17 protein-coding genes are annotated in these 23,704 nt (G+C 72.5%); 12 read left to right on the forward strand and 5 right to left on the reverse strand.

What is annotated here, in order from left to right; translation table 11 throughout:
* Positions 1-46 precede the first annotated feature (46 nt).
* Positions 47-1,309 (reverse strand): glycosyltransferase, encoded by a 1,263-nt coding sequence (locus LUZ64_RS03960; RefSeq protein WP_095581988.1) that lies wholly within the window; start codon positions 1,307-1,309, stop codon positions 47-49.
* Complete coding sequence (locus LUZ64_RS03965; protein WP_143593205.1) at positions 1,306-1,518, reverse strand: hypothetical protein; 213 nt, start codon at positions 1,516-1,518, stop codon at positions 1,306-1,308. Before LUZ64_RS03965 ends, LUZ64_RS03960 begins: the two co-directional genes overlap by 4 nt.
* 367 nt (positions 1,519-1,885) lie before the next feature.
* Here LUZ64_RS03965 and LUZ64_RS03970 point away from each other — a divergent pair, with 367 nt between their 5' ends.
* Together LUZ64_RS03970 and LUZ64_RS03975 are read left to right on the forward strand one after the other, a co-directional pair.
* Complete coding sequence (locus tag LUZ64_RS03970) at positions 1,886-3,682, forward strand: DUF2334 domain-containing protein (RefSeq protein WP_232390007.1); 1,797 nt, start codon at positions 1,886-1,888, stop codon at positions 3,680-3,682.
* Between the two features lie 5 nt (positions 3,683-3,687).
* The gene (locus tag LUZ64_RS03975) at positions 3,688-4,737 is read left to right on the forward strand and encodes a glycoside hydrolase family 113 (RefSeq protein ID WP_232390028.1); all 1,050 of its coding nucleotides are present in this window, start codon (positions 3,688-3,690) and stop codon (positions 4,735-4,737) included.
* 166 nt (positions 4,738-4,903) lie between these two features.
* Here LUZ64_RS03975 and LUZ64_RS03980 read toward each other — a convergent pair whose 3' ends face one another.
* A complete protein-coding gene (locus LUZ64_RS03980; RefSeq protein ID WP_095581992.1) occupies positions 4,904-5,785 on the reverse strand; it encodes a hypothetical protein in 882 nt (293 codons plus the stop codon).
* 278 nt (positions 5,786-6,063) lie between these two features.
* Between LUZ64_RS03980 and LUZ64_RS03985 the strand changes: the two genes are divergently transcribed.
* From LUZ64_RS03985 to pepN, 8 genes are all read left to right on the forward strand, one after another.
* Positions 6,064-6,867: a S1 family peptidase gene (locus LUZ64_RS03985; protein ID WP_095581993.1), complete on the forward strand. Its 804-nt coding sequence runs from the start codon at positions 6,064-6,066 to the stop codon at positions 6,865-6,867.
* Positions 6,868-7,141: 274 nt separating this feature from the next.
* Positions 7,142-7,846: a hypothetical protein gene (locus LUZ64_RS03990; RefSeq protein ID WP_095581994.1), complete on the forward strand. Its 705-nt coding sequence runs from the start codon at positions 7,142-7,144 to the stop codon at positions 7,844-7,846.
* A gap of 194 nt (positions 7,847-8,040) precedes the next feature.
* A complete protein-coding gene (locus LUZ64_RS03995; RefSeq protein WP_095581995.1) occupies positions 8,041-8,715 on the forward strand; it encodes a response regulator in 675 nt (224 codons plus the stop codon).
* Positions 8,712-9,872, forward strand: a complete 1,161-nt coding sequence (locus LUZ64_RS04000) for a sensor histidine kinase (RefSeq protein WP_095581996.1) — start codon at positions 8,712-8,714, stop codon at positions 9,870-9,872. Before LUZ64_RS03995 ends, LUZ64_RS04000 begins: the two co-directional genes overlap by 4 nt.
* Positions 9,873-10,055: 183 nt before the next feature.
* The gene (locus LUZ64_RS04005; protein ID WP_372471982.1) at positions 10,056-13,316 is read left to right on the forward strand and encodes an endo-alpha-N-acetylgalactosaminidase family protein; all 3,261 of its coding nucleotides are present in this window, start codon (positions 10,056-10,058) and stop codon (positions 13,314-13,316) included.
* Positions 13,317-13,814: 498 nt separating this feature from the next.
* Complete coding sequence (locus LUZ64_RS04010; RefSeq protein WP_232390006.1) at positions 13,815-14,714, forward strand: helix-turn-helix domain-containing protein; 900 nt, start codon at positions 13,815-13,817, stop codon at positions 14,712-14,714.
* A gap of 11 nt (positions 14,715-14,725) precedes the next feature.
* Positions 14,726-15,031, forward strand: coding sequence for a chorismate mutase (locus tag LUZ64_RS04015; protein WP_087928554.1), 306 nt, complete (start codon positions 14,726-14,728; stop codon positions 15,029-15,031).
* 204 nt (positions 15,032-15,235) lie between these two features.
* Positions 15,236-18,190 (forward strand): aminopeptidase N, encoded by a 2,955-nt coding sequence (gene pepN / locus LUZ64_RS04020; RefSeq protein WP_232390005.1) that lies wholly within the window; start codon positions 15,236-15,238, stop codon positions 18,188-18,190.
* Between the two features lie 177 nt (positions 18,191-18,367).
* Here pepN and atpF read toward each other — a convergent pair whose 3' ends face one another.
* Positions 18,368-18,922 (reverse strand): F0F1 ATP synthase subunit B, encoded by a 555-nt coding sequence (gene atpF / locus LUZ64_RS04025; protein WP_095582858.1) that lies wholly within the window; start codon positions 18,920-18,922, stop codon positions 18,368-18,370.
* A 638-nt stretch (positions 18,923-19,560) separates the two neighbouring features.
* Here atpF and LUZ64_RS04030 point away from each other — a divergent pair.
* Positions 19,561-21,090: a lysine N(6)-hydroxylase/L-ornithine N(5)-oxygenase family protein gene (locus LUZ64_RS04030; protein WP_232390004.1), complete on the forward strand. Its 1,530-nt coding sequence runs from the start codon at positions 19,561-19,563 to the stop codon at positions 21,088-21,090.
* On the opposite strand, the gene LUZ64_RS04035 is transcribed toward LUZ64_RS04030, so the two are convergent.
* Positions 21,046-22,851, reverse strand: coding sequence for a bifunctional metallophosphatase/5'-nucleotidase (locus tag LUZ64_RS04035; RefSeq protein ID WP_095584485.1), 1,806 nt, complete (start codon positions 22,849-22,851; stop codon positions 21,046-21,048). The genes LUZ64_RS04030 and LUZ64_RS04035 overlap by 45 nt on opposite strands.
* Before the next feature lie 127 nt (positions 22,852-22,978).
* Between LUZ64_RS04035 and LUZ64_RS04040 the strand changes: the two genes are divergently transcribed.
* The gene (locus tag LUZ64_RS04040) at positions 22,979-23,692 is read left to right on the forward strand and encodes an SIMPL domain-containing protein (RefSeq protein WP_095584486.1); all 714 of its coding nucleotides are present in this window, start codon (positions 22,979-22,981) and stop codon (positions 23,690-23,692) included.
* Positions 23,693-23,704: the final 12 nt, after the last annotated feature.

A 23,704-nucleotide genomic window follows, 5' to 3' on the forward strand; every position in this document is an offset into this window, starting at 1 on the left:
GGTTCTCCCTAGAAAGGGCCTGTCTGGTGGGTGGAGCGAGGGTGGTTCAGGTGCGCGCGGTCTTCAGCCAGGTCTGCTTGCCGGTGAGCATCCGCCAGAGCCCCCACCAGCCGGCCGCGAACCAGATGTAGCCGTAGAAGATGAAGACGTGCGAGAGCAGGACGGCGCGCAGCAGCCCCAGCCCCCGCTCGCGCCGGGAGTAGACGAACGCGTAGGCGTACGCGGCGGTGAAGGACAGCACGTACGGGCCGAGCACCCACAAGGGGGAGATCAGCGGCCGGCCCGCCTGCACGGAGCCGATGGCCGTGCCGGTCAGGGCGACGAGGAAGGACAGCGGCAGCAGCGAGGTGAGCAGGATCAGCACCGGGCTGGAGAGGTGGTAGAGCAGGTCCACCGCGGCCCGGGTGGGCACCTCGCGGAGGATCAGCGGGACCAGCCCGGCCGACTGGAGGTGGCCCTGGAACCAGCGCGAGCGCTGGCGCACCAGGCGCCGTACGTCGAGCACGGCCTGCTGGGAGACCGCGGCGGTGGTGCAGTGCTGATTGGTCCAGCCGCCCGCGATCAGGCGGACCCCGAGGTCGAGGTCCTCGGTCAGCGAGTCGCTCCAGGGCCCGCCGCCGTCCTCGCCCATCAGGGTGTCCAGCGCGGCGAGGCGCATGAACTGGCCGTTGCCGCCCATGCCGACACTGCCGATGTAGCGCCGGGCGCTCTGGAAGATGTCGCCGTAGATGACGAACTCCATGTCCTGGAGCCGCGCCAGCAGGCCCTTGTCGCGGTTGTACATCCGCACACCGATCTGGGTGCCGCCGGTGCGCGGGTTGTCGAAGTAGGGGTCCACCGCCTGGACCACGTGCGGGTCGAGCCGGCCGTCGGCGTCGACGACGCAGACGATGACGTCGTGCGGGTCGTAGCCGTCGAGCAGGCCGGACGAACGCAGGTGGCGGATGCCGGCGTTGAGGGCCGCGCCCTTGCCGCGCCGGGCGTCGGGCAGGTGCCGCTGGAGCAGCTGGACCCGGCCCGGCGTGGCGCGGGCGGCGGCCCGGGCGATGTCGGCGGTGCCGTCGTCGGAGGCGTCGTCGATGACGAGCGCCATGAAGTTGCCGGCGGGCAGCCCGGTGATCCGAGCCAGGCTCTCGGCGAGCACCCGCTCCTCGTTGAGACAGGCGAGCAGGAAGACGTAGAGCCGTTGCCGGCGCGGACCGTGGGCGCGGCGGACGCGGCGCCGGGAGAGCACGAAGAGCGTGGCGTTGTAGCAGCCGGCCATCACGATGATCGCGATGGCGGACCAGAGCAGGATTTCCGTGATCAAGTCCGGTCACCGGTGCTCGCGCCGGACGAGTGCAGCCGGAACCACAGCTTGATCGACAGCAGGGCTATCGCGGCCGACACGTAGAGCAGAAAGCCCGCGCCCGCGACTTCCTGGAGGCCGCGGGCAAATGGAATGCCCGGCAGTACTTCGGGCGTGGCCGTCAGCCCGGCCATGGGCAGCACTGTGCCCAGGGCTGGTTTTCCGTACATAAGTTCCCCCCGATTTCGCGCCTCTTGAGGCGTGCGCAGGGAAGGTATCAGAGGTCGCGGGTACTACTGTCGGACTTGGTGGGAGTTGTTTGATCGGAATCTCAAATTCGCTCGGCATACCGTTCGTTATGCCTGGTCGGGGGCCGATGTTACGGATGTGATCAATGGTCTGCACCAAAAGCCGTGCACAGAAATGCGCACTCGGGATCATTGCTGTCTATTGACATGGGTTGTTCGGGGCCAGAAGAATCTGCAAACTGTCGGGCCTCCGACCATCCGGGGGTGGCGACAAGCGGTAAAACCAGGGGGAAAAAGAATGCGAAAAGCGAGAGCGAGATCCAGGATTCCCTGGATCTCCACTGTCGTCATGCTCGTCGCCGCCCTGCTCGGCGGCCCCGTACTCTCCTCGCCCGGCCGGGCCGAAGCGGCCGTATCGGCCACCTCGGCCGACAGCCTGATATCCGGACAGCTCGCCAGGGACCTGATCAACCCCACCTCGCTCTCGCTGAAGAGCGCCAAGGACCTCGGCGCCTGGGCCAAGAACCAGCTCGCCCTCGACGCGCTGCGTCGCGCGAACGCCCTGCTCGTCCAGCCCGCGCCCCGCCCGAAGGCCGACGCACAGCCCGCCGCGGCGGCGGCCGCGACCGGCACCTCCGCGCTCGTCCTCTACGACACCGCGGGCCCCTACGGGCACCTGGGCGAGCTCTACGCCATGGCCGCCGCCAACCTCGCCGGCCACTTCGGCAGCGTCACCGCCAAACCCGTCTCCACCTACACCGCGGGCCTCGTCGAGCAGTACACCTCCACGGTCTACATCGGCTCCACGTACTACGGCGGCACCCTGCCCGACGCCGTGCCCGCCGCCTTCTACCAGGACGCGCTGGCCACCAGCCGGCCCGTCACCTGGATCGGCGACAACATCTGGAACATGGCCAACGCCGTCGGCACCGGCACCTTCGGCCGGAAGTACGGCTGGGACCCCACCAACTCGTTCTACAGCACGGCCTCCGGCGTGGGGAACATCAACCAGGTGACCTACCGGGGCCAGCAGCTGACCCGGAAGATCCCCGCCGGCCAGGACGGCGGTGTGCTCCACCCCGCCCTGCTCACCGGCCCCGGCTACCCCCAGGTGACCCAGCTCGCCCAGGCCAAGGACGGCACCTCCGGCGCCACCAGCCCCTGGGCGATCCGCTCGGCCAACCTCACCTATCTGGGCGAGATCCCGTTCGCGTACGTCTCCGAGAGCGACCGCGTCATCGTCTTCGAGGACCTCCTCTTCGACGCCCTCGCCCCAGCGACCGCCGAGCGGCACCGGGCCTTCGTCCGCCTGGAGGACATCAGTCCCAAGGCCGACCCCGCCAGTCTCAAGGCCATCGCGGACTACCTGCACTCCCAGCAGATCCCCTACGGGATCAACGTCATCCCCGTCTACACGGACCCCAAGGGCGCCTACAACGACGGGGTGGCCGAAACCGTCACCCTCGCCCAGGCCCCGGCCGTCGTCGCCGCGCTGAAATACATGCTCGCCCGCGGCGCCGTCCTGATGAACCACGGATTCACCCACCAGTACGGCAACGCCGACAACCCCTACAACGGCGTCACCGGCGACGACTTCGAGTTCTTCCGGGCCCACGTCGACGCCTCCGACAACGTGATCTACGACGGGCCGGTCGCCGAGGACTCCACCACCTGGGCGCAGTCCCGCGTCACCGCCGGCCTCGCCGCCTTCACCGCGGCCGGGCTGCCGAAACCGACGCTCTGGACGACTCCGCACTACGCGGCCTCCGCCACGGACTACCGTGTCTTCGGCCAGAACTTCTCCGCCCGACTGGAGAGATCGTTGTACTTCTCCGGAACCCTCGGCGGCACCGCCGACCCCGGCCGGTACATCGGCCAGTTCTTCCCGTACGCGGTGAAGGACGTCTACGGCACGACCGTGCTGCCCGAGAACATCGGCAATTACGAGCCCGACGAGTTCAACAACCACCCGCCCAGGCTCCCCGCCGACCTGATCGCCTCGGCCAAGGCCAACCTGGCGGTCCGGGACGGGGTGGCGAGCTTCTTCTACCACCCGTACTACCCGGTGGCACCGCTCAAGCAGACGATCGAGGGCATGCGCGCCCTCGGCTACACCTTCGTCGGCCCCGCGGACCTGACCCGGTGAACGCGATGAGGAGGGCGGTCGCCGCCCTCACGGCCACGGCCGCCCTTCTCCTCGCGGGCTGCTCCTCCGGCGGCCCCTCGGAGGGCCCGCCGGAGGGCGGCCGGAGCCCGGCCCCACGGGAGAGGGAGGCGAGCGGCATCCGGGGCATCACGCTCCCCGCCTGGAACACCGACGACTACAGCAGGCCCGAGGCCGCGGCGTACCTCCGGCAGATCGCCGCCACCGGCGCCGGCTGGGTGACCTTCACCCCCACCTGGTACCAGGACCGCGCCACCGATCCGGCCATGCGCGTCACGGACGAGACCGCGGGTGACGACAGCCTGCGCCACATCATCGGCCTCGCCCACGAGGCCGGCCTCAAGACCATGATCAAGCCCCATGTCGACCTGGTGGAGGGCGGCGACCGCGCGGAGATCCGCCCCGCCGACCCCGGCGCCTGGTTCGGCGCGTACACCCGCTTCCTCACCCACTACGCGCGCCTGGCCGCCGACACCGGCGCCGAGCAGTTCTCCGTGGGCACCGAACTGGCCGGCACCTCACGGGACGGGACCCGCTGGCGCGAGGTCGTCGCCGCCGTCCGCAAGGTCTACCGGGGCCCGCTCACCTACGCCGCCAACTACGACGAGTACCGGCGGATCCCCTTCTGGGACGCCCTCGACGTCATCGGCATCGACGCCTACTGGCCCCTCGGCGACCGGGCCACCACCGACGCCGGGCGGCTGCGCGAGGCGTGGAAGCCCATCACCGACGAGCTGGCGGCCTTCTCGGCCCGCCATCACCGCAAGATCCTCTTCACCGAGGCCGGCTACGTCAGCCAGCGCGGCACCACCACGGCCCCGTACTCCTGGACCGTCAGCGAGAAGGCCGCGACCGACGAGCAGGCCGCCGCGTACGAGGCGCTGCTGGCGGCGCTGGACGGCAAGGAGTGGTGGGCGGGCGTCTGCTGGTGGATGTGGGACGACTGGCCGGACACGGGGGAGACGGCGAAGCGCCTCGCGTACACCCCGCACGGCAAGCCGGCGGAGAAGGTGCTGCGGAAGTGGTGGGGGAAGTGAGCGGGAGGCGACGGGAACCCGGCCGTCCGGCGTTCGGTGAACCAGGCGGAAACTCAGCCCGGCCGGCGTTCGAGGCCACCGCGCGGTAGCGCGGAACAGGGGCCCGGGGGCTTGCCCCCGGTTACGGGAAGGGGCGGGGTGGGGGGAAACCCGCGACGGCCACCCGTCACGTGTCGCAGTCCAGCACCGTCCGGCACAGTTGGCACCGGGCCCGCACCCGCCCCCGCACCGGCACCCGGATCCGCTGGTGACACGTGGGGCAGGGGAAGCTGACCCGCAGTGGATCCCGCCCCTCGAACGCGTACCCGCCTTCGGGCGAGCCGCGCTCCGCGCGCCGGTCGCGGGCGTAGCGGTGGCGGCCCAGCCGCCCGGCCGCGGCCAGGGGCGGCCGCCGCTCGTCGCGCCGGGCCCGGGCCAGCCCCCTGGTGTAGGCGTCGTAGGCCTGCGGGCTGGTGAACCAGGGGGAGGGGTCCTCCCCGAAGGCCAGCGCCCGCTTGGCGAGGACGTAGCCGAACTCCTCCGGTGTGAGGTAGCCGAGCTTCTGCGTCGTGACCGACGACTCCCGGTAGGCGTCGAGCAGCAGCCAGCCGGAGCCCAGGTACGCCGCCGCCGTGTCGGTGAGGATCTCGTTGTCCCGGGTGCCGGGAAAGGCGAGATCGAGCCGGTGCAGATAGACGTGCATGACCTCGTGGGCGAGGGCGGCGCCGATGTCCCGGCGGTGGGTCTTGAAGCGGGAGTTGAGCTCGATGAAGTACTCCGGTCCGGCGGCGAGTTCGACGCTCCCGGCGTGCCGCATCTCCCGGAAGCTGACGATCATCCGGGCGTCCGGCAGCCGCAGGTGCCCGACCATCGCCCCGGCCACCCGCTGCACGCCCAGATACGGGTCCTCGTCGTCGGAGAAGGCCACGTCGGAGGGGGGCACGCTCAGGCCGAAGGAGTGCACCGTGTCGTAGGAGAGCCGGCGGTACAGCGCGGTGATCGCGGCGCGCACCGTCTCCAGGTGCGGGAATCCGTGCGCGATCTCGACGGCTCCGCTGCCCGGGCCCACGCGACCACCCCCTCGGTCCGTCCCGCCCCCGGTTCCCACTCTACGAGCACGCACTCTACGGGCGGGATCGCGCGCCGGGCAGGGCGCGTGACCGCCGTGAACGGCGTGCGACGGACCCCGGACGGGCCGCCGACGCCCGTGGAAACTGGCCGAAACGCAAGGCTTGTCGCACCTTTCACCCACTCCTCATAATCGCACCGCGCTCCGAAGGCCGTATTCCGATTATCGGATTGACATGAGCCTGACAAAGCGCGCAACCTCCCACGAAAGGAAGCCAGTTGCTCACCTACTTCAAGGCTTTCCGGAGAACACTCGCCGTCGCGGCCGTCGCCCTCGCCGCCTTCAGCCTCCAGCCCGGCAGCGCCCAGGCCCAGAGCGACCCCACCGCCGAGCCGAGCCCCGGAGTCGTCGGCGGCACCCGCGCCACGCAGGGCGAGTTCCCATGGATGGTGCGGCTGTCCATGGGCTGCGGCGGCGCCCTCTACACCCAGCAGATCGTCCTGACCGCCGCGCACTGCGTCGACGGCAGCGGCCCCAACACCTCGATCACCGCCACCGCCGGCGTCGTCGACCTCCAGTCCAGCCAGGCGGTCAAGGTCAAGTCCACCCAGGTCGTCCAGGCCCCCGGCTACGACGGCTCGGGCAAGGACTGGGCGCTGATCAAGCTCGCCAAGCCCGTCAACCTGCCCACCCTCAAGATCGCCGACAACACCGCGTACAACAACGGCACCTTCACCGTCGCCGGCTGGGGCGCCGCGACCGAGGGCGGCTCCCAGCAGCGCTACCTGCTCAAGGCCAACGTCCCGTACGTCGACGACGCCACCTGCCAGAAGGCGTACGGCAGCGCCCTCACCCCCGGCGACGAGATATGCGCCGGCTACCTCGCCCAGGGCGGCGTGGACACCTGCCAGGGCGACTCCGGCGGCCCGATGTTCCGTAAGGACAACGCCGGCGCCTGGATCCAGGTCGGCATCGTCAGCTGGGGCGAAGGCTGCGCGCGGCCCGGGTACCCGGGCGTCTACAGCGAGGTCAGCACCTTCGCCGCCAACATCAGGACCGCCGCCGCGAGCCTCGGCGGCTGACCCGTCCCGTCCCACCGAACCGTCCGGCAGACCCTCCCACCGACCCGGACGGACCAGCCCTGCCACCCGGCCGGGCACGGCCCTCCCGGCCCGCCCACGCGACTCCGGTATGACGTGGGCGGGCCTCCGTCATCCTTTCGGCCGAGACGAGAATGGTCGGACAGTCGAGGTGTGGACCCCATAAAGGTCCGTAACGTGAGAGCACGGCCCGATCGACCCGCCGCCCCGGCGGCCGACGGCCGCAGACCGAGCCGCACGTACGGAAAGGGACCCCGTGTCCGCCAAGCACCGCATCGTCGCCGCCACCGTCCTCACCGCCGCCGCCGGCGCGGTGATCTGGCCGACGGCCGGCGCGGTCGCCGCGGACGCCGCCCACCGGGACGGCCGCCCCGGCGGCCCCGCCACCGCCACCGTGCGGGAGGTCCGGCTCCCCGACGGCAGCCAGGCCCGCCTCACCTCCCGCGACGGACGCACGAGCGCGACCGTCACCACCCGGGACAGCGGACGGCACATCCTCGACGGCGCCCACCCCGCCGCCGACCTCGACCACCTCCACCTGCGGCTCCTCGGCGGCGACACCTCCCGCCCCACCCTGCGCGCCACCCTCGACGGCAGCGCGCGAACCCAGGACTACGCGTTCCCCGCGGGCAGTGGAGACAGCGCCGACACCTCCGTCCCCGCGGGCACCTCCGGCACCACGCTCCAGGCCGCACACCGCACCGACGGCACGGCCGCCGCCCCGGCCGCCCCCGCTGACGACATCGACCACCGGGACCAGCAGGGCGAGCGCCGCCGCGACACCACGCGGATAGCCTCCAGCAACCCCGTCAAGCGCGCAGTCGAGGCCGGCGAGGCCATCAAGGGCCGCCACGACATCGGCACCCCCGCCCTCGCGGGCGCCACCGCCCTGGCCCTCGCCGGCGCGGGCGCCTACGGCGTACGCGTCGCGCTGCGCCGCCGGGGACCCGCCGACGCCTGACCGCTGCGGTTGCGGCACCCCGTCACCCCCGGTGACATGAAGAGAAACCGACCACCGCGCGCCCCGGCGCGCCCGGCACACACCCGTACGGCCCCGTCGGGCGGCGAGAACACCGGCCCCCGGCGACACCCACGGGGACCGGCGACGACAGGCCCGGACAGGCGAGGACGGGCGAGGACAGGCGAGGAAACAGCATGGCGATCACCGTGGTCATCGCGGACGACCAGGAGATGGTCCGCACCGGCTTCCGGATGATCCTGGAGAGCCAGTCCGACATCGAGGTCGTCGCCGACGTCGTGGACGGCGAGGCCGCCCTCGCGGCCGTCGAGGAACACCGCCCGGACGTCCTGCTCCTCGACATCCGCATGCCCAAACTGGACGGCCTGGAGGTCACCCGCCGCCTCTCCGCGCTCACCGCCGCCGACCCCGCCCGCGCCGGACGGCCCAGGATCGTCATCGTCACCACCTTCGACCTCGACGAATACGTGCACACCGCCCTCCGCAACGGCGCCTCCGGCTTCCTCCTGAAGGACGCCAGCCCCGCCATGCTCGTCGAAGCCGTGCACGCCGCCGCCGTCGGCGACTCCCTCATCTCGCCCGCGATCACCGTCCGGCTGCTCCGCGACATGGCACCCGCCTCCGGCAGCGCCGGCCGCACCCCGTCCGAACCCCTCACCGACCGCGAGGCCGACGTCGTGCGGTGCCTGGCGCGCGGCGCCACCAACGCCGAGATCGCCGCCGAGCTCTTCGTCTCCCTCTCCACCGTCAAGACCCACCTGGCCAACGTCCAGACGAAGCTCGACGCCCGCAACCGTGTGGAGATCGCCGCCTGGGCCTGGGAAAGCGGGCTGGCCACGGGCGGCACGTGAACAGAGCCGCCGGGTGGGCCGCCCGGCACCCCCGGCCGGCCGTCGCCGCGAAGGCCGCCCTCGCGGTCGTCCTGCTGTTCCTCGTCGCCTTCGAGGGCCGCGCCCTCGCCCGCCAGCCCAGCCAGCCGCACGCCATGGTCCTCGCCGCCGGCGTCGTCGTCTGCCTCTGCGCCGTCCCCTACGGCTGGATCCCGCTGCCCGTACGGGCGGCCGTCGCCGCCGCGGTCTCCCTCACCACCTCCGCCGTCCTGATGACCGGCCCGCACCCCGCCGCCGTCTGGGGCATGGGCGAGGACATCGCCCTCCTCGTCCTCCTCACCTCCGTCCTCCAGCGCTCCCCCTCCCGCGTCGCCGCCGTCCTCGGCCCCCTCCTCGGCGCCGCCTGCCTCGCCGCGCCCATGCGCGACCTCGACCCCGGCCGCTTCACCGCCGTCTTCGGCACCCTCACCGTCGTCGTCACCGCGTACTCGCTCCTGCTCCGCGGCCAGACCGGGCAGCGGATGCGGGACATGGCCGCCGTGCGCACCGCCGAGCGCCTCGAACTCGCCCGCGAACTCCACGACGTCGTCGCGCACCACGTCACCGGCATCGTCGTCCAGGCCCAGGCCGCCCGCTTCACCGCCCTCGACGGGCCCGCCGCCGCGGCGGCCTTCGAACGCATCGAGATCTCGGCGGGGGAGTCCCTCAGCGCCATGCGCCGCCTGGTCGGCGTGCTGCGCGAGGGGGACGCCGAGACCGAGCCGGTCGCGGGCCTCCCCGAGGTGCGCGCGCTGACCGAGGCGTTCGCCCGCACCGGCCCGCCCGTCGTCCTCTACATCGAACAGGGCATGGAGCACTGGATCCCGGCCGACGTGGCCGCGGGCGTCCACCGCGTCGTCCGCGAGGCCCTCACCAACATCCGCAAGCACGCCGCCGACGCCACCGCCGTACGCATCGGCCTGCGCGGCGTCCCCGCCGGGGTGGAACTGCGCATCGCCGACGACGGCAGGAACGCGGCGGCCCTGTCCGAGAAGGCACGCGGCGGAGGCTTCGGCCTCGTCGGCCTCGGCGAGCGGGTCAAGGCCATGGGCGGCCTTCTCCGGGCGGGCCCGGCACCCGAGGGCGGCTGGGAGATCACCGCCCTCTTCCCGACGGAACGGCGCTTCCCGACGGGATGAGGGGCGCTGGGGCCCTGTAAGGCCCCGTCGTTCCCCAACCGACGTTCCCCAACCGGCGTTCATCAGTCCAAGCATCAGTCCAAGCATTAGTCCAAGTCCCGCACGTCCTTTGTCCATGGGCGCCCGGCCCCCTCCGCCGCATGGTGACGCTGTGACCCCTGGGTGCGAGGAGGCGGAAACAACGTGACCGCGGACCGAACCGACCACTGCCCTGACTGCCGCGCTGATCCCGGTGCCGGTGCCGGTGCCGGTGCTCGTGCCTGTGATCGCCCCCGTGGTTGCGCCCGTCCGGGGGCCGATCCCGGTGCCGCTCCCCGCCCCGGCCACCCGCCGGACGACCCCCCGCCCGCCACCGGGCCGAGCCGGCGCGCCGTCGTCGCCCGCACCGCCCTCACGGGCCTCGGCGCCGCCCTGACCGGCGGCCTCACCGGCACCGCCGCCCTCACCGCCACCTCCGGCACCGCCCACGCCGCCGGACCCCCGCACTCCGTCCTCCGCTCCACCGAGCTCGACGTACGCGTCGACACCACCTTCCCCCGCGTCATCTCCTACACCCACCGCACCACCGGCGCCGTACTCCACGGCCAGGAAGACCCCGTGACCTCGGTGCTCATCGGCGACACCGAGTACACCCCCAAGGTCACCTCCACCGTCGCCGACACCGGCGACCGCGCCACGTACACCCTCACCTTCGACGGCGGCACCCGCCTCGACATCGAGATCCACGCCGACGGCCCACGCCTCCACTGGCGCGTCACCCGCATCACCGACACCCCGGCCCTCCGCGTCGGCACCCTCGCCGTCCCCGGCCTCGCCCTCCTCAGCGTCCGCAGCACCCAGCCCGGCGCCGAACTCCTCGCCGCGCGGATCCAGCTCGACAAGGCCGGGAACGGCGACACCCACGTACGCCCCGCCCCCACCACACCCCCCGACCCGGCACCCGTCGGCTGCGCCTACGCCGTCGTCGCCACCGGCGAACTCGCCGCCGCCCTCGAGACCAACAGCGTCCACGACCGGCCCGACGCCGCCGACGCCTGGGAGAACGGCCGCCTCCACCGGCAGACCCTCGCCCGCGACGGCTACACCAAGACCCAGCTCACCTGCGGCCCCTGGACCCACCGCGCCGCCACCGCCCCGCTCCACGACACCGAGCCCCTGCCCCACGCCACCGTCATCGTCACCCGCGACCGCAACGGCGACGGCCGGGCCGACTGGCAGGACGCCGCCATCGCCCTCCGCGACATCATGACCAACCCCCTCGGCGCCGACGAACAGCACCTCAGGGTCGTCCCCCACATCCCCTTCAACTTCGCGAGCCAGGCCACCAACCCCTTCCTCGCCACCCTCGACGACATCAAGCGCATCGCCCTCGCCACCGACGGACTCCGCCAGTTCACCCTCCTCAAGGGCTACCAGTCCGAGGGCCACGACTCCGCCCACCCCGACTACGGCGGCAACCACAACACCCGCGCCGGCGGCCTCACCGACCTCAACACCCTGCTGCGCGTCGGCAAGCGCTGGAACAGCGACTTCGCCGTGCACGTCAACACCACCGAGTCGTACCCGGTCGCACACGCCTTCTCCGAGACCCTGGTGGACAAGAACGACCGGCAATGGGACTGGCTCGACCAGTCGTACCGCATCGACGCCCGCCGCGACCTGGTCTCCGGCGACATCGCCCACCGCTTCCGGCGCCTGCGCCAGGAGACCGACCCGGCCCTCGACACCCTCTACATCGACGTCTTCCGCGAATCAGGCTGGAACTCCGACCGGCTCCAGCGACTCCTGCGCGAACAGGGCTGGCGGATCACCACCGAATGGGGCCACGGACTGGAGAGATCGAGCCTCTGGGCCCACTGGGCCAACGAGACCGACTACGGGCCCGACACCTCACGCGGCATCAACTCCCGCCTCATCCGCTTCATCCGCCACCACCAGAAGGACGTCTTCGCCGACAAATGGCCCCTCCTCGGCCATGCCCGACTCGGCACCTTCTCGGGCTGGCAGGGAAAGACCGACCGGAACGCCTTCCACCGCCTGGTGTGGACCGAGAACCTCCCCGCCAAATACCTCCAGGCATTCCCCATCACCACCTGGACCGAGCACACCGTCACCTTCGCCGGCCCCACCCGTACCGCCGTCTCCGACGCCGACGGCACCCGCCGCATCACCACCGACGGCCGCCTCGTCTACGAGGCCGGGCGCTACCTCCTGCCCTGGGAACCCCGCGCCGCCACCGACCCGGCCAAGCTCTACCACTACAACCCCGACGGCGGCCGCACCACCTGGACCCTGCCCCGCGGCTGGTCGGGGCGGCGCGCCGTCACCCTCCACCGCCTCACCGACCAGGGCCGCGCCGACGCCCGCGAACTGCCCGTACGCGACGGCGAGGTCACCCTCGACGCCGAGGCCGGACAGCCCTACGTCCTCACCCGCGACACCGGCGGCCGCCTCCCCGACCCCGCCTTCGGCGAGGGCACCCCGCTGCGCGATCCCGGCTTCCACTCCGGCACCCTCGACCACTGGCACGTCACCGGCCCCGCCACCGTCGCCCTCAACACCCTCGGCCAGAGCGAACTCGTCATCGGCCCCGGCGCGGCCGCCACCGTGAGCCAGCGGCTCGCCCGCCTGAGACCCGGCACCTACGCCGCGTCCGTCCAGGTCGAGGTCGGCGCCACCGCGGGGGAGCGGCGCCGGGCCGGCCTGGAGGTCCGTACCGCCGACGGCGTCACCGCCGCCAACTGGACGGACACCTCCACCGCCGTCAACCACATGGCGGCCGACCGCAAACACGGCAGCCGCTTCCAGCGCATGTTCACCTGGTTCACCGTGCCCGCCGGTGGTGGCCCCGTCACCCTCGCGCTCACCGCGGCCGCCGGCCGCCCGCGCGTCCGCTTCGACGCCCTGCGCGTCGTCCCGGGCCACCGGGCCACGCTCGCCGGAGCCCTCCACTTCGAGGACTTCGAGCACGTACCCCAGGGCTGGGGCCCCTTCGTCAAGGGCGACGCCGGCGGCACCACGGACCCGCGCACCCACATCGCGCAGCGGCACGCGCCCTACACCCGGCGCGGCTGGAACGGGAAGGCCGTCGACGACGTCATCGACGGCGGCCAGTCCCTGAAGTCACGCGGTGAGAACGAGGGCCTCGTCTACCGCACCGTGCCGCACACCGTCCGCTTCCTCCCCGGCCGCCGCTACCGCGTCTCCTTCCGCTACGAGAACGAGGCCGCCGGCCAGTACGCCTGGATCACCGCGGCCGACGCCCCCGGGACCCGTGAACTCCACCGCGCGGCGCTGCCGCAGGCTCGTGAACCGGCCACGTTCGTGTACGAGTTCACGGCGCCGGGGGAGGGGGAGGCCTGGGTGGGGCTGCGGAAGGTGGGGGCGAGCGGGACGGCGGAGTTCGTGCTGGACGGGTTCACGGTGTGGGAGGCGGGGGTGTAGGCGGGGGTGTAGGCGGGGGTGTAGGCGGGTGGGGGCGCGGTGGCCCTGCGGGCGGCCTTCCCCCACCCCGCCCCTTCCCGAAACCATGGGCTCCGCCCCTGGACTCTGGACCCGGACCTCGGCTTGGACTCTGGACCCGGACCTCGGCCTGGACCCCGGACCCGGACCTCGGCCTGGACCCCGGACCGGACCTCGGACTCCGGCCCGAACCCGGGCCCGGGCTGCCTCCGGCAGGGCAGACTCCCCGACGGCCGGGCCCCTGCTTCCGAGGCGGGCCCGCGGGGAACAGAAGCCCGCCCGGCCGGGGCAAAGCCGACAGGCCCCGAGCGGTCGGCGAGCACCAGCCCCCGGGGGGCACGTCTCGGCGGCAGCGGCGCACCGCACCGCACCGCACCGCGCCGGGTACCCGTGCGGTGCCCGGACGGTGCCCGCCGGCATCGCAACCGCCGGCCGCGAGGCCACCTGGTGTCAGGACGCGTCCATGCGAGAGCATCGGACGTGTACCGCACCTGGATGCGCTACTTCACCCCCGCCCCCGTCCACCACCGCCTCGGCCTCGTCTGCCTCGGCGTCGGCCTCCAGTACGGCGCCCTCCCCGCCGTCGGCCCCCGCACCCTCGACCACCACGTCGCCGTCGTGATCAGCGCGGGCGGCGGCTGGCTGCGTACCCCCGACGGGCGCACGCACACCGTCACCGCCCCCGCGCTCCTCTGGCTCACCCCCGGCGTCCCCCACCACTACGGCGCCGCCCCCGGCCGCGGCTGGGACGAGAACTTCGTCGACTTCACCGGACCCGCCGTCGCCGCCTACACCGAACTCGGCTGCATAGAACCCCACCGGCCCCTCGTACCCCTCACCGACACCACCGGCGCCCGCGCCGCCGTCCACCGCATCGCCCGCGCCGCCCGGCACGGCAACCCCCTCCTGGAGATCGAGACCTCCGCCGCCGTCCACGAACTCCTCGTCGCCCTGCGCCACGCCCGCACCGGCCCGGACGGCACCGGCCCCGCCACCGACCCCGTGCTCCAGGCCCTCGCCCGCGACGCCTTCCTGCCGCTCTCCGTCGCCCAGCACGCCGCCCGCCACGGCATGACCCCCGCCGAACTGCGCGCCGCCGTGCGCCGGGGCGCCGGATGCAGCCCCAAGGACTACCTCCTCGGCATCCGCCTCGGCCGCGCCAAGGAACTCCTCGCCGCCACCGAGCTGCCCGTCGCCGCCGTCGCCCGCCGCGTCGGCTACGACGACCCCGCCTACTTCAGCCGCCTCTTCACCCGCCGCGTCGGCACCGCACCCGTCCGCTTCCGCGCCCGCCAGGGCACCTCCGTACCCGGCGGATGGAGCCACCGGATCCCCGATCCGGACCACCCACCGGTCATCGGACCTCGCACTTCCGCATAGGCTCGGTGACCATGAGCAACAGTGCCAACGACGAGTCCGTGACGGCCGAGCTGACCCGACTGCGCGACAGCATCGACAACATCGACGCCGCAGTGATCCACATGCTCGCCGAGCGTTTCAAATGCACCCAGCAGGTCGGCCACCTCAAGGCCGCGCACAAACTGCCCCCCGCCGACCCCGCCCGGGAGTCCCGCCAGATCGCGCGGCTCCGCGAACTCGCGGAGAACGCCAAGCTGGACCCGGCGTTCGCGGAGAAGTTCCTCAACTTCATCATCGCGGAGGTCATCCGCCACCACGAGACGATCGCCCGCGCGTAGACGCCCCCGGGGGCCCGTGCCGCACACGGTGCCCCCGGTCGCCGGACCGGGTCGACCGGACCGGTCGGCCTCCCCACGGCAGCGGAAACCGCCCGGCACCAGGACCGGGGCCCCGCCCCGAGCCCGTACCACCGCCGACGGGCCCCGCTCCCACCGCCCCGAAACCCCATGGGCCCCCGCCCGGCCGTACGGCAGCATGGCCCCATGCCCGTACTGACACGCGAAGAAGCCCAGAGCCGAGCCCTGCTCCTCGACATCCACCGCTACACGGTCGACCTCGACCTCACCCGCGGCGACGAGCTCTTCGGCTCCACCACCGTCATCCACTTCACCGCACGCCAGGCGGGCGACACCTTCGTCGAGCTCAGGCCGGCCACCCTCCACCGCGCCACCCTCGACGGCCACCCCCTCGACCCCGCCGCCCTCGACGACAACCGCCTGCCCCTGACCGGCCTCACCCCGGGCGCACACGAACTCCGCGTCGAAGCCGACATGCGCTACTCCCGCACCGGCGAGGGCATGCACCGCTTCACCGACCCCGCCGACGGCGAGACCTACCTCTACACCCAGGCGTTCCTCGAGGACGTCCAGCGCGTCTTCGCCGCCTTCGACCAGCCCGACCTCAAGGCCGTCTTCGACGCCACGGTCACCGCCCCACCGCACTGGACCGTCCTCGGCAACGCCGTGGCGACCCGCACCGGCGACCCGGCCGAAGGCCGCTGGGAACTGGCCACCACCCGGCCCCTCAGCACGTACTTCGTCGCCTTCGCCGCCGGCCCCTGGCACTCCGTCCGCACCGAGCACGCCGGCCTGCCCTTCGCCCTGCACTGCCGCCGCTCCCTCGCACCGCACCTGGACGCCGACGCCGACGAGCTCTTCGACCTCACACGCCGCTGCTTCGACCGCTTCCACGAGATCTTCGACGAGCCCTACCCCTTCGACTCCTACGACCAGGCGTTCGTCCCCGAGTTCAACGCCGGGGCCATGGAGAACCCAGGGCTCGTCACCTTCCGCGACGAGTACGTCTTCCGGTCGGCCGTCACCGGCACCGAGCGCCGGACCCGCGGCGTGACGATCGCCCACGAGATGGCCCACATGTGGTTCGGCGACCTCGTCACCCTGCGCTGGTGGGACGACATCTGGCTCAACGAGTCCTTCGCCGAGTACATGGGCTACCAGGTCCTCTCCGAGGCCACCCGCTTCTCCGGCACCTGGACCGACTTCGCCGTCGCCCGCAAGGGCTGGGGCTACGACGCCGACCAGCGCCCCTCCACCCACCCCGTCGCCCCCGAACCCGGCGCCGTCCACGACACCGCCTCCGCGCTCCTCAACTTCGACGGCATCTCCTACGCGAAGGGGGCCTCCGCCCTCCGCCAGCTCGTCGCCTGGCTCGGCGAGAAGGACTTCCTCGCCGGCATCAACGACCACTTCACCCGCCACCGCTTCGGCAACGCCACCCTCGCCGACTTCCTCGACTCCCTCGCCCGCAACACCGACCGCGACGTCCACACCTGGGCCGACACCTGGCTGCGCACGAGCGGCGTCGACACCGTCACCCCACGCGTCGACGCCCGGGGCGAGGAGCCGACGCCCGCGGGCACCACGTGGGAGGCCGTCACGGGCGGCGCGGCGAGCACGGCGGCGGCCGTGTCACCGCCCACGGCGGCCGGCGCCGCCACGGCGGCCGGCGCCGCCACGGCGGACGCGCCCCGGGCCGCGGAGCCCGCGTCCGCCGCCCCCGCCTGGACGGGCACGGAGGAAGCCGAAACCGGCACGGCGAGGGACACGGCCCGGGGTGCGGGGCCAACGGCGGCCGAGGCCGCAAGGCCGACGGGGGCCGTGGAGTCCGTGCGGGCCGTGGAGTCCGTACGAGGCGTGGAGCCCGCACCAGCCGTAGGGCCCGCACCAGCCGTGGAGCCCGCAGAGCCCGCCGGAGCCGCAGCGCCCGCACACGCCACCCCCGCGCCCCCGGTCGTCCCCCCGGCGGCCGACCGCCGCACCTGGCGCCTCGACCTGCGCCACGACGGCACCCGCCCCCACCACCTCCTCCTCGGCCTCTACGACACCGCCCCCGGCGACGGCGGCGACGGCGACGACCACGCGCTCGTCCTCCGCGACCGGATCGCCACCGACCTCCCCGCCGGTGGCGGCACCCGCACCCTGGAGCTCCCCGGGCGCCGGCCCGACCTGCTGCTCCTCAACGACGGCGACCTCACGTACGCCAAGGTCCGGCTCGACCCCGCCTCCTGGGACACCGCCCTGCGGGCCCTCTCCGGCCTCCCCGACGCCCTCGGCCGCGCCGTGCTCTGGAACGCCGCCCGCGACATGGTCCGCGACGGCGAGCTCGCCCCCGCCGCGTACCTCGACGCCGCCCGCGCCCACCTCCCGTACGAGACGGACACCGCGATCACCGGAGGTGTGCTCGCCTTCGCCCGCCACCAGATCGCCGACCGCTACGTCTTCCCGGCCGCCCGGCCCGCCGCCCTCGCCCTCCTCACCGACCTCTGCCACGACGTGCTCGCCCGCACGGAGGGCGAGGCCGGGAGCGACGGACAGGGCATCCGCCTGACCGCCGTCCGCACCCTCGTCGACAGCGGCACCGACCCCGGCACCCTCCACACCTGGCTGCGCGAGGGCACCGTCCCCGGCGGGCCCGTCCTCGACGCCGAGCTGCGCTGGCGCGTCCTCCACCGCCTCGCCGTCCTCGGCGCCACCACCCCCGCCGCCCTCGACGCCGAGCTGGCCCGCGACCCCAGCGCCACCGGCCGCGAAGGCGCCGCACGCTGCCACGCCGCCCTGCCCGACGCCGCGGCCAAGGAAGCCGCCTGGCAGGCCATGTACGGCCGCGACGACCTCTCGAACTACCTCTTCACCGCCACCGCCCAGGGCTTCTGGCAGCCCGAGCAGCTCGACCTCGTACGCCCGTACCGCGACCGCTACTACCCCGACGCCGTCGCCCTCGCCACCCGCCGCGGCCCCGCCCTCGCCTCCCTCGCCGGCGGCCACGGCTTCCCGTACGCCCTCGTCGAGGAGCGCACGCGCGAACTCGGCGAGGAATGCCTCCGCGCCGACGGCCCCACCCCGGCCCTCCGCCGCAAGCTGGCCGACCAGCTGGACGACCTCGACCGCGCGCTGCGGATCAGGGCGGCCCAGGGGTAGGGCAAGCCCGGCCCGCGAAGGGGGCCCGGGGGCTCGCCCCCGGGCCCGGGAAGGGGCGGGCAGGGGAACAAGCCCTGCGCAGCGGTCACCCGTCCCACCCCGCGCACGCAAACGGCGGGGCCCCCGGAACCGCAAAGGTTCCGGGGGCCCCGCCGTACGAACGGACAGTCGCAGGCGTCAGCCCCGCTTCTCACCCGTCACATCGGACGGCTCCGCCGTCTTCAGCTCCTCCAGGAAACGGTCGACCACGCCGTTGTCCCGCGCGAAGTCCGCGACCGGCTCACCGACGACACGGCCGGCCAGCTCCGTGGCCAGCACGCCGACCTGCGCACGCAGCTCGGCCTCGGCCACCGCGCGCTCCGCGTCGATCACGGCGTGACCCGCGGAGATGATCTCCTCGCGCTGACGCTGACCCTCGGCGCGCAGCTCGGCGATGATCGCCGTGCCCTGCTCCACCGACTCCTGGCGCAGCCGAGCGGCCTCGTGGCGGGCCTCCGCCAGCAGCTCCTGGTACTCGGCGTGGACACGGGCCGCCTCGGCACGCGTCGCCTCCGCCTCGTCGAAACGCCCCTCGGTGGCATTCTCGCGCTCGACGAGGACCTTGTTGATCCGGGGCAGCAGGACCTTCGCCATCACGGCGAAGAGCAGGAAGAAGAGGACGGCGGCGAGGACGAGCGGCGCCGGCTCGGGCTTGAGCGGCCCTACGTCGAGAGCGAGAAAGTTCATGGCCATGGGTGCAGATTAGTCGACGCGGCGCGCTGAGTCGCCCCGCACCCCTTTAGCAGACCCGGCGCACCGCCGCCGCAGGGCGGTCCCCCCATCGAGCGAAACCCTCCCCGACCCAGGTCACCGAACGTACGTCATCGGTAACTTGGTGCAATTGGCGCTCACCAGAGCCCACGTGGACCGTGCCGCATCCGCCCAGCGCACCTCGCGAGTCAACCCAAAAGGGGCATCCCCATGCCTACGCCCGACACCGCCGCCCCCACCGACGGTGCCTTCGGAGCCACCTCCGCCCGCCACCACCGCCTCGCGGCCACTCCGGCCGCCCCGGGCACTCCGGCCGCCCCGGACGGCGCCACCGCCCGCGTACGGACCTCCGCCGCGCCCACCCGGCCTCGCGGACCCCGGACGGCCCCCGGCCCGCTCACGACCCCCGGCGCCCCCGTACGGACACACCGCGGCCCGGGCCTGCCCCGTACCCCCGGCGGCACCCCCTCCGGCGGCCGACCCGCGAACCCTCGCGTTCCGATCACCCCCACCACGCTCAGCGCACCCACTACGCCCCACGCACCCACCCCACCCGGCGCCGCCGGTACACCCACCACACCCACCCCACCCACCACCCTCAGGGAAGGTCAGACACCTCGATGAGCGCAGCGAAACCACCGAAGAACACCACCGGCACCCCCAAGACCACCCCCGAAACCCCGCCCAACGGCTCCGGCCCCACCACCGGCCCCCACCCCGACACCACCCACGCGAACGGCCCCCGCACCACCCCCGACCAGCCCCTCGACCTCGCCGGCATCGGCATCGGCCCCTTCAACCTCTCCCTCGCCGCCCTCGCCCACGGCGTCCCCGGCCTCCGCACCGCCTTCTACGACCAGACCACCACCTTCCGCTGGCACCCCGGCCTCCTCATCGACGGCACCAGCCTCCAGGTCCCGTACCTCGCCGATCTCGTCACCCTCGCCGACCCCACCAGCCCCTGGAGCTTCCTCAACTACCTCAAGACCCGGGAACGCCTCTACCCCTTCTACTTCGCCGAGCGCTCCCACATCCAGCGCGCCGAATACGACGCCTACTGCCGCTGGGTCAGCCAATCCCTCCCCGACCTCCACTTCGGCCACCAGATCGACGCCCTCCGCTGGAACCCCGAACGCAACCTCTTCGAGATCGACTACACCCAGCTCGACGCCGACGGCGAAGCCGAAGCCCTCGGCCGCGCCTACGCCCGCAACCTCGTCCTCGGCGTCGGCACCACCCCCCACATCCCCGAACCCCTCCGCCCCCTCGCCGAAGCCCCCACCGTCCCCGTCATCCACTCCGCCGACTACCTCGACCACCGCGAGCGCATCCTCGCCGCCGACCACATCACCGTCATCGGCTCAGGCCAGTCCGGCGCCGAGGTCTTCCTCGACCTCCTCCGCAACCGCCCCGCGGGCCGCGAGAAACTCCACTGGCTGGCCCGCACCCCCGCCTTCGCCCCCATGGAATACAGCAAACTCGGCCTCGAACAGTTCACCCCCGACTACACCCGCTACTTCCACGCCCTCCCCGAATCCGTACGCAACCAGCTCCTGCCCCAGCAATGGCAACTCCACCGCGGCATCGCCGCCGGCACCCTCGCCGACATCCACGAAGAGCTCTACCGCCGCAGCCTCCACGGCGGCTGGCCCGACACCGTCCTCACCCCCGGAGTCTTCGTCCGCACCGCCGGCCGCGTCGGCACCACCCGCGTCGAACTCCACCTCGAACACGCCCAGCAAGGCGCCCGCTCCCGCATCACCACCGACGCCGTCGTCCTCGCCACCGGCTACCGCGAACGCCGCACCGAAACCCTCCTCGCCGCCCTCGACCCCTACATCCGCCGCGACCACAGCGACCGCCCCCGCATCGACGAACACCACCGCCTCGTCCTCGACCCCCTCGTCACCGGCGCCGTCCACGTCCAGAACGCCGAACAGCACACCCACGGCGTCGGCACCCCCGACCTCGGCCTCGCCGCCTGGCGCAGCGCCGTCATCCTCAACGCCCTCATGAAAAAGACGGTCTACCCCCTCCCGGAGCGGACCGCCTTCACCACCTTCGGACTGGAGCCGCGACCACAGTCACGGCCCCAGCGCACCACCTCAGAAGACCGGCGCACCATCCCGCGTCAGCTTCCAGTCCACTGACGCGAACCCACCCACATCGATCGACCCCCGGGCCTTCACCCACGAAATGATCGTGTTGCGGATCTCCTCAGGATTCGCCCACACCTGCTTCGCCCTCGCGATGTGCGGGAAATTACCCCCACCACTCGCCCGGTAATTGTTCACCGCCAGCACGAACTGCGCCGCGTCATCCAGCGGCCTCCCGCCGAACGACAGCTTCGAGATCCGCGCCCCCGGCGCCTTCGCGATGTCGATCTCGTAGGAGAGGCCGCTGACCGCGTCATAGTTGTAATCCGGAATGCTCTCCGCATTCGTCAGCTTCGCCGGATCCACCGCACCACCCGCCGCCGTCCGCACGTAATACCGCGCCGAGAACTCCAGATACTCCCGCAGCTGCGCCCCCGTCAGCACCCGCGCCTCCAGGGTGTTCTCGAACGGATACAGCCCCGCCACCTCGCGGATCGTCACCTTCCCCGCCGGCACCGCCGCCGTACGCGAGAAGCACGACGCCTGCGACAGCACCGGCAGCGACGCGTACGCCGTCCCCGCCAGCGCCCCGCGCACCGTCTCCGCCTGCACATGATTGATGAAATCGATGATCGGCGTGTCCTTGTACGGGGCCTCCGCCGCACTCATCGCCGCCGTCGACGTACCGATCACCTGATTCACATACGCCACGACCTTCTCGTGTTCATCGCGCAGCAGCCCGGTGATCTTCTTGTCCTCCGGCACCGTGTTGGAATTCAGCACCTTCGCCGACACCGACTCCACCCGCCAGCAACCCCGCTCCCACACCAGACCGAAGTCGAACAGCGTCAGCCGCTGCCCCCACTTCAACGGCTCCGAGAGCACGACCGCCTTGCCCGTCTTCTTGTTGACCACCCGGTACTCGGGAATCTCCGTGTGCGCGTGCCCCACCAGAATCGCGTCGATACCCGGCACCTGCTCCGCCACCAGCGCCGCCGCGTTCTCCACATGAGGCAGCTGATCACCGTACGAGGACGTACCGCTCGAACCCGAATGCGCCGACACGATCACCACGTCCGCACCCATCGACCGAAGCCGCGGCACCCACTTCGCCGCCTGCTCCTCCAGCCCCGGGAACGTCATCTTCCCCTGGACATTCGCCTTGTCCCAGATCGCGATACCCGGATTGGTCAGCCCCAGCACCGCCACCTTCACATCACGGCCGAACGGCGTCCGCACCCGCTTCATCACATACGGCGCGAACGCCGGTCGCTGCGTCTTCGTATCCAGCGCGTTCGCCCCCAGCAGCGGGAAATCACACTGCTCCTCGAACTTCCGCAGCACCGGAATGCCGTAATTGAACTCGTGGTTCCCCAGCGCCGCCGCGTCATAACCGATCGCGTTCATCGCCTGCGCCATCGGATGCACCGGACCGTGCTTCCGCGTGATCGGATCCACCTTGGCGTAGTAATACGACAGCTGCGTACCCTGAATCGTGTCGCCCGCGTCGATCAGCAGCGTGTTCCGCCGCCCCTTCACCTCCCGCACCTGATTCACCAGCGTCGAGATCTTCGCCAGACCCACATCGTTGTGCGCCTTGTCGTCGAACTCCGCATCGGTGAAATAGTCCCAGTTGAAGACGTTCCCGTGCAGATCCGTCGTGCCCATCACCGTGAACGCGTAGCGTCGCTTCCCACGGTCCGAGCCCTGTGCCGCGGCCGGACCGGCCCCCGCCACCCCCACCGAGCCCGCGAGCGCGACACCCGCACCCGTCGCGGCGGTACGCCCCAGAAAGTTTCTCCGGTTCAGCGGCACTTCATCTCCCCATTCAGTCACTGACAACGCGCGTAGATTCTGACCTCGGCACCCCTGCCCACAACACCCCCGCAAGGTTGCGATCCGGTGACTCCCCGGCGACCGGCCCGACTGCCACCATGACCCCATGACCACACCCGAGCAGCACACACCCCGGCCCCTGCCCTACGGCACCCCCGAACACCCTCGCATCGCCGTACGCGGCGAAGCCCGCCTGGAGGTCGAACCCGAGCTCGCCCACCTCGGCATCACCGTCACGGCCCGGGGCACCGACCGCAACACCACCCTCACCGACCTCACCCGCCGCAATAACCAGGTCCTCGACCTCCTCAAGACCACCGGCGACGCCGTCGAACGCATCGAGACCGGCACCTTCACCCTCACCCCCCAGCTCTCCGACAAAGGCCGCGGCGAACGCGTCCGCGCCTACCACGGCACCGTCCACCACACCGCCACCCTCAACGACTTCACCACCCTCGGCGAACTCACCACCCGCCTCGCCGACCTTGACCTCACCCGCGTCGACGGCCCCTGGTGGGCACTGCGCCCCGACTCGCCCGCCCACCGCGAGGCCCGCCGACAGGCCGTACGGGACGCCGTGCAGCGCGCCCGCGAATACGCCGAGGCCCTCGGTGCCCGGCTGGTCGCCCTGCTCGAGCTCGCCGACGAAGGCGCGGAGAACACCCCCTACGGCGGTATGCCCCCGGTCGCGGGCCTCTCCCGCGCGGCCGGCTACGGCGGAGCCCCGGAACCGGCTCCCGCACTCGATCTCGAACCCCAGCGCCAGACCGTCTACGCACAGGTCAACGCCCGGTTGACGATGACCCCACCGGCCCTCTGAAAGCGCTCATCG

This window comes from Streptomyces albireticuli, from assembly GCF_021228125.1.
In the GTDB taxonomy this organism is placed as follows: domain Bacteria; phylum Actinomycetota; class Actinomycetes; order Streptomycetales; family Streptomycetaceae; genus Streptomyces; species Streptomyces albireticuli.

Bases quoted from the DNA above. Each gene is read 5' to 3' on its own strand.
- LUZ64_RS04040 (WP_095584486.1), top strand. From the start codon at position 22,979: ATGACCACACCCGAGCAGCACACACCCCGGCCCCTGCCCTACGGCACC.
- LUZ64_RS04015 (WP_087928554.1), top strand. From the start codon at position 14,726: ATGAGCAACAGTGCCAACGACGAGTCCGTGACGGCCGAGCTGACCCGA.
- LUZ64_RS03975 (WP_232390028.1), top strand. From the start codon at position 3,688: ATGAGGAGGGCGGTCGCCGCCCTCACGGCCACGGCCGCCCTTCTCCTC.
- LUZ64_RS03995 (WP_095581995.1), top strand. From the start codon at position 8,041: ATGGCGATCACCGTGGTCATCGCGGACGACCAGGAGATGGTCCGCACC.
- pepN (WP_232390005.1), top strand. From the start codon at position 15,236: ATGCCCGTACTGACACGCGAAGAAGCCCAGAGCCGAGCCCTGCTCCTC.
- LUZ64_RS03965 (WP_143593205.1), bottom strand. From the start codon at position 1,518: ATGTACGGAAAACCAGCCCTGGGCACAGTGCTGCCCATGGCCGGGCTG.
- LUZ64_RS04030 (WP_232390004.1), top strand. From the start codon at position 19,561: ATGAGCGCAGCGAAACCACCGAAGAACACCACCGGCACCCCCAAGACC.
- LUZ64_RS03970 (WP_232390007.1), top strand. From the start codon at position 1,886: ATGCTCGTCGCCGCCCTGCTCGGCGGCCCCGTACTCTCCTCGCCCGGC.
- atpF (WP_095582858.1), bottom strand. From the start codon at position 18,922: ATGGCCATGAACTTTCTCGCTCTCGACGTAGGGCCGCTCAAGCCCGAG.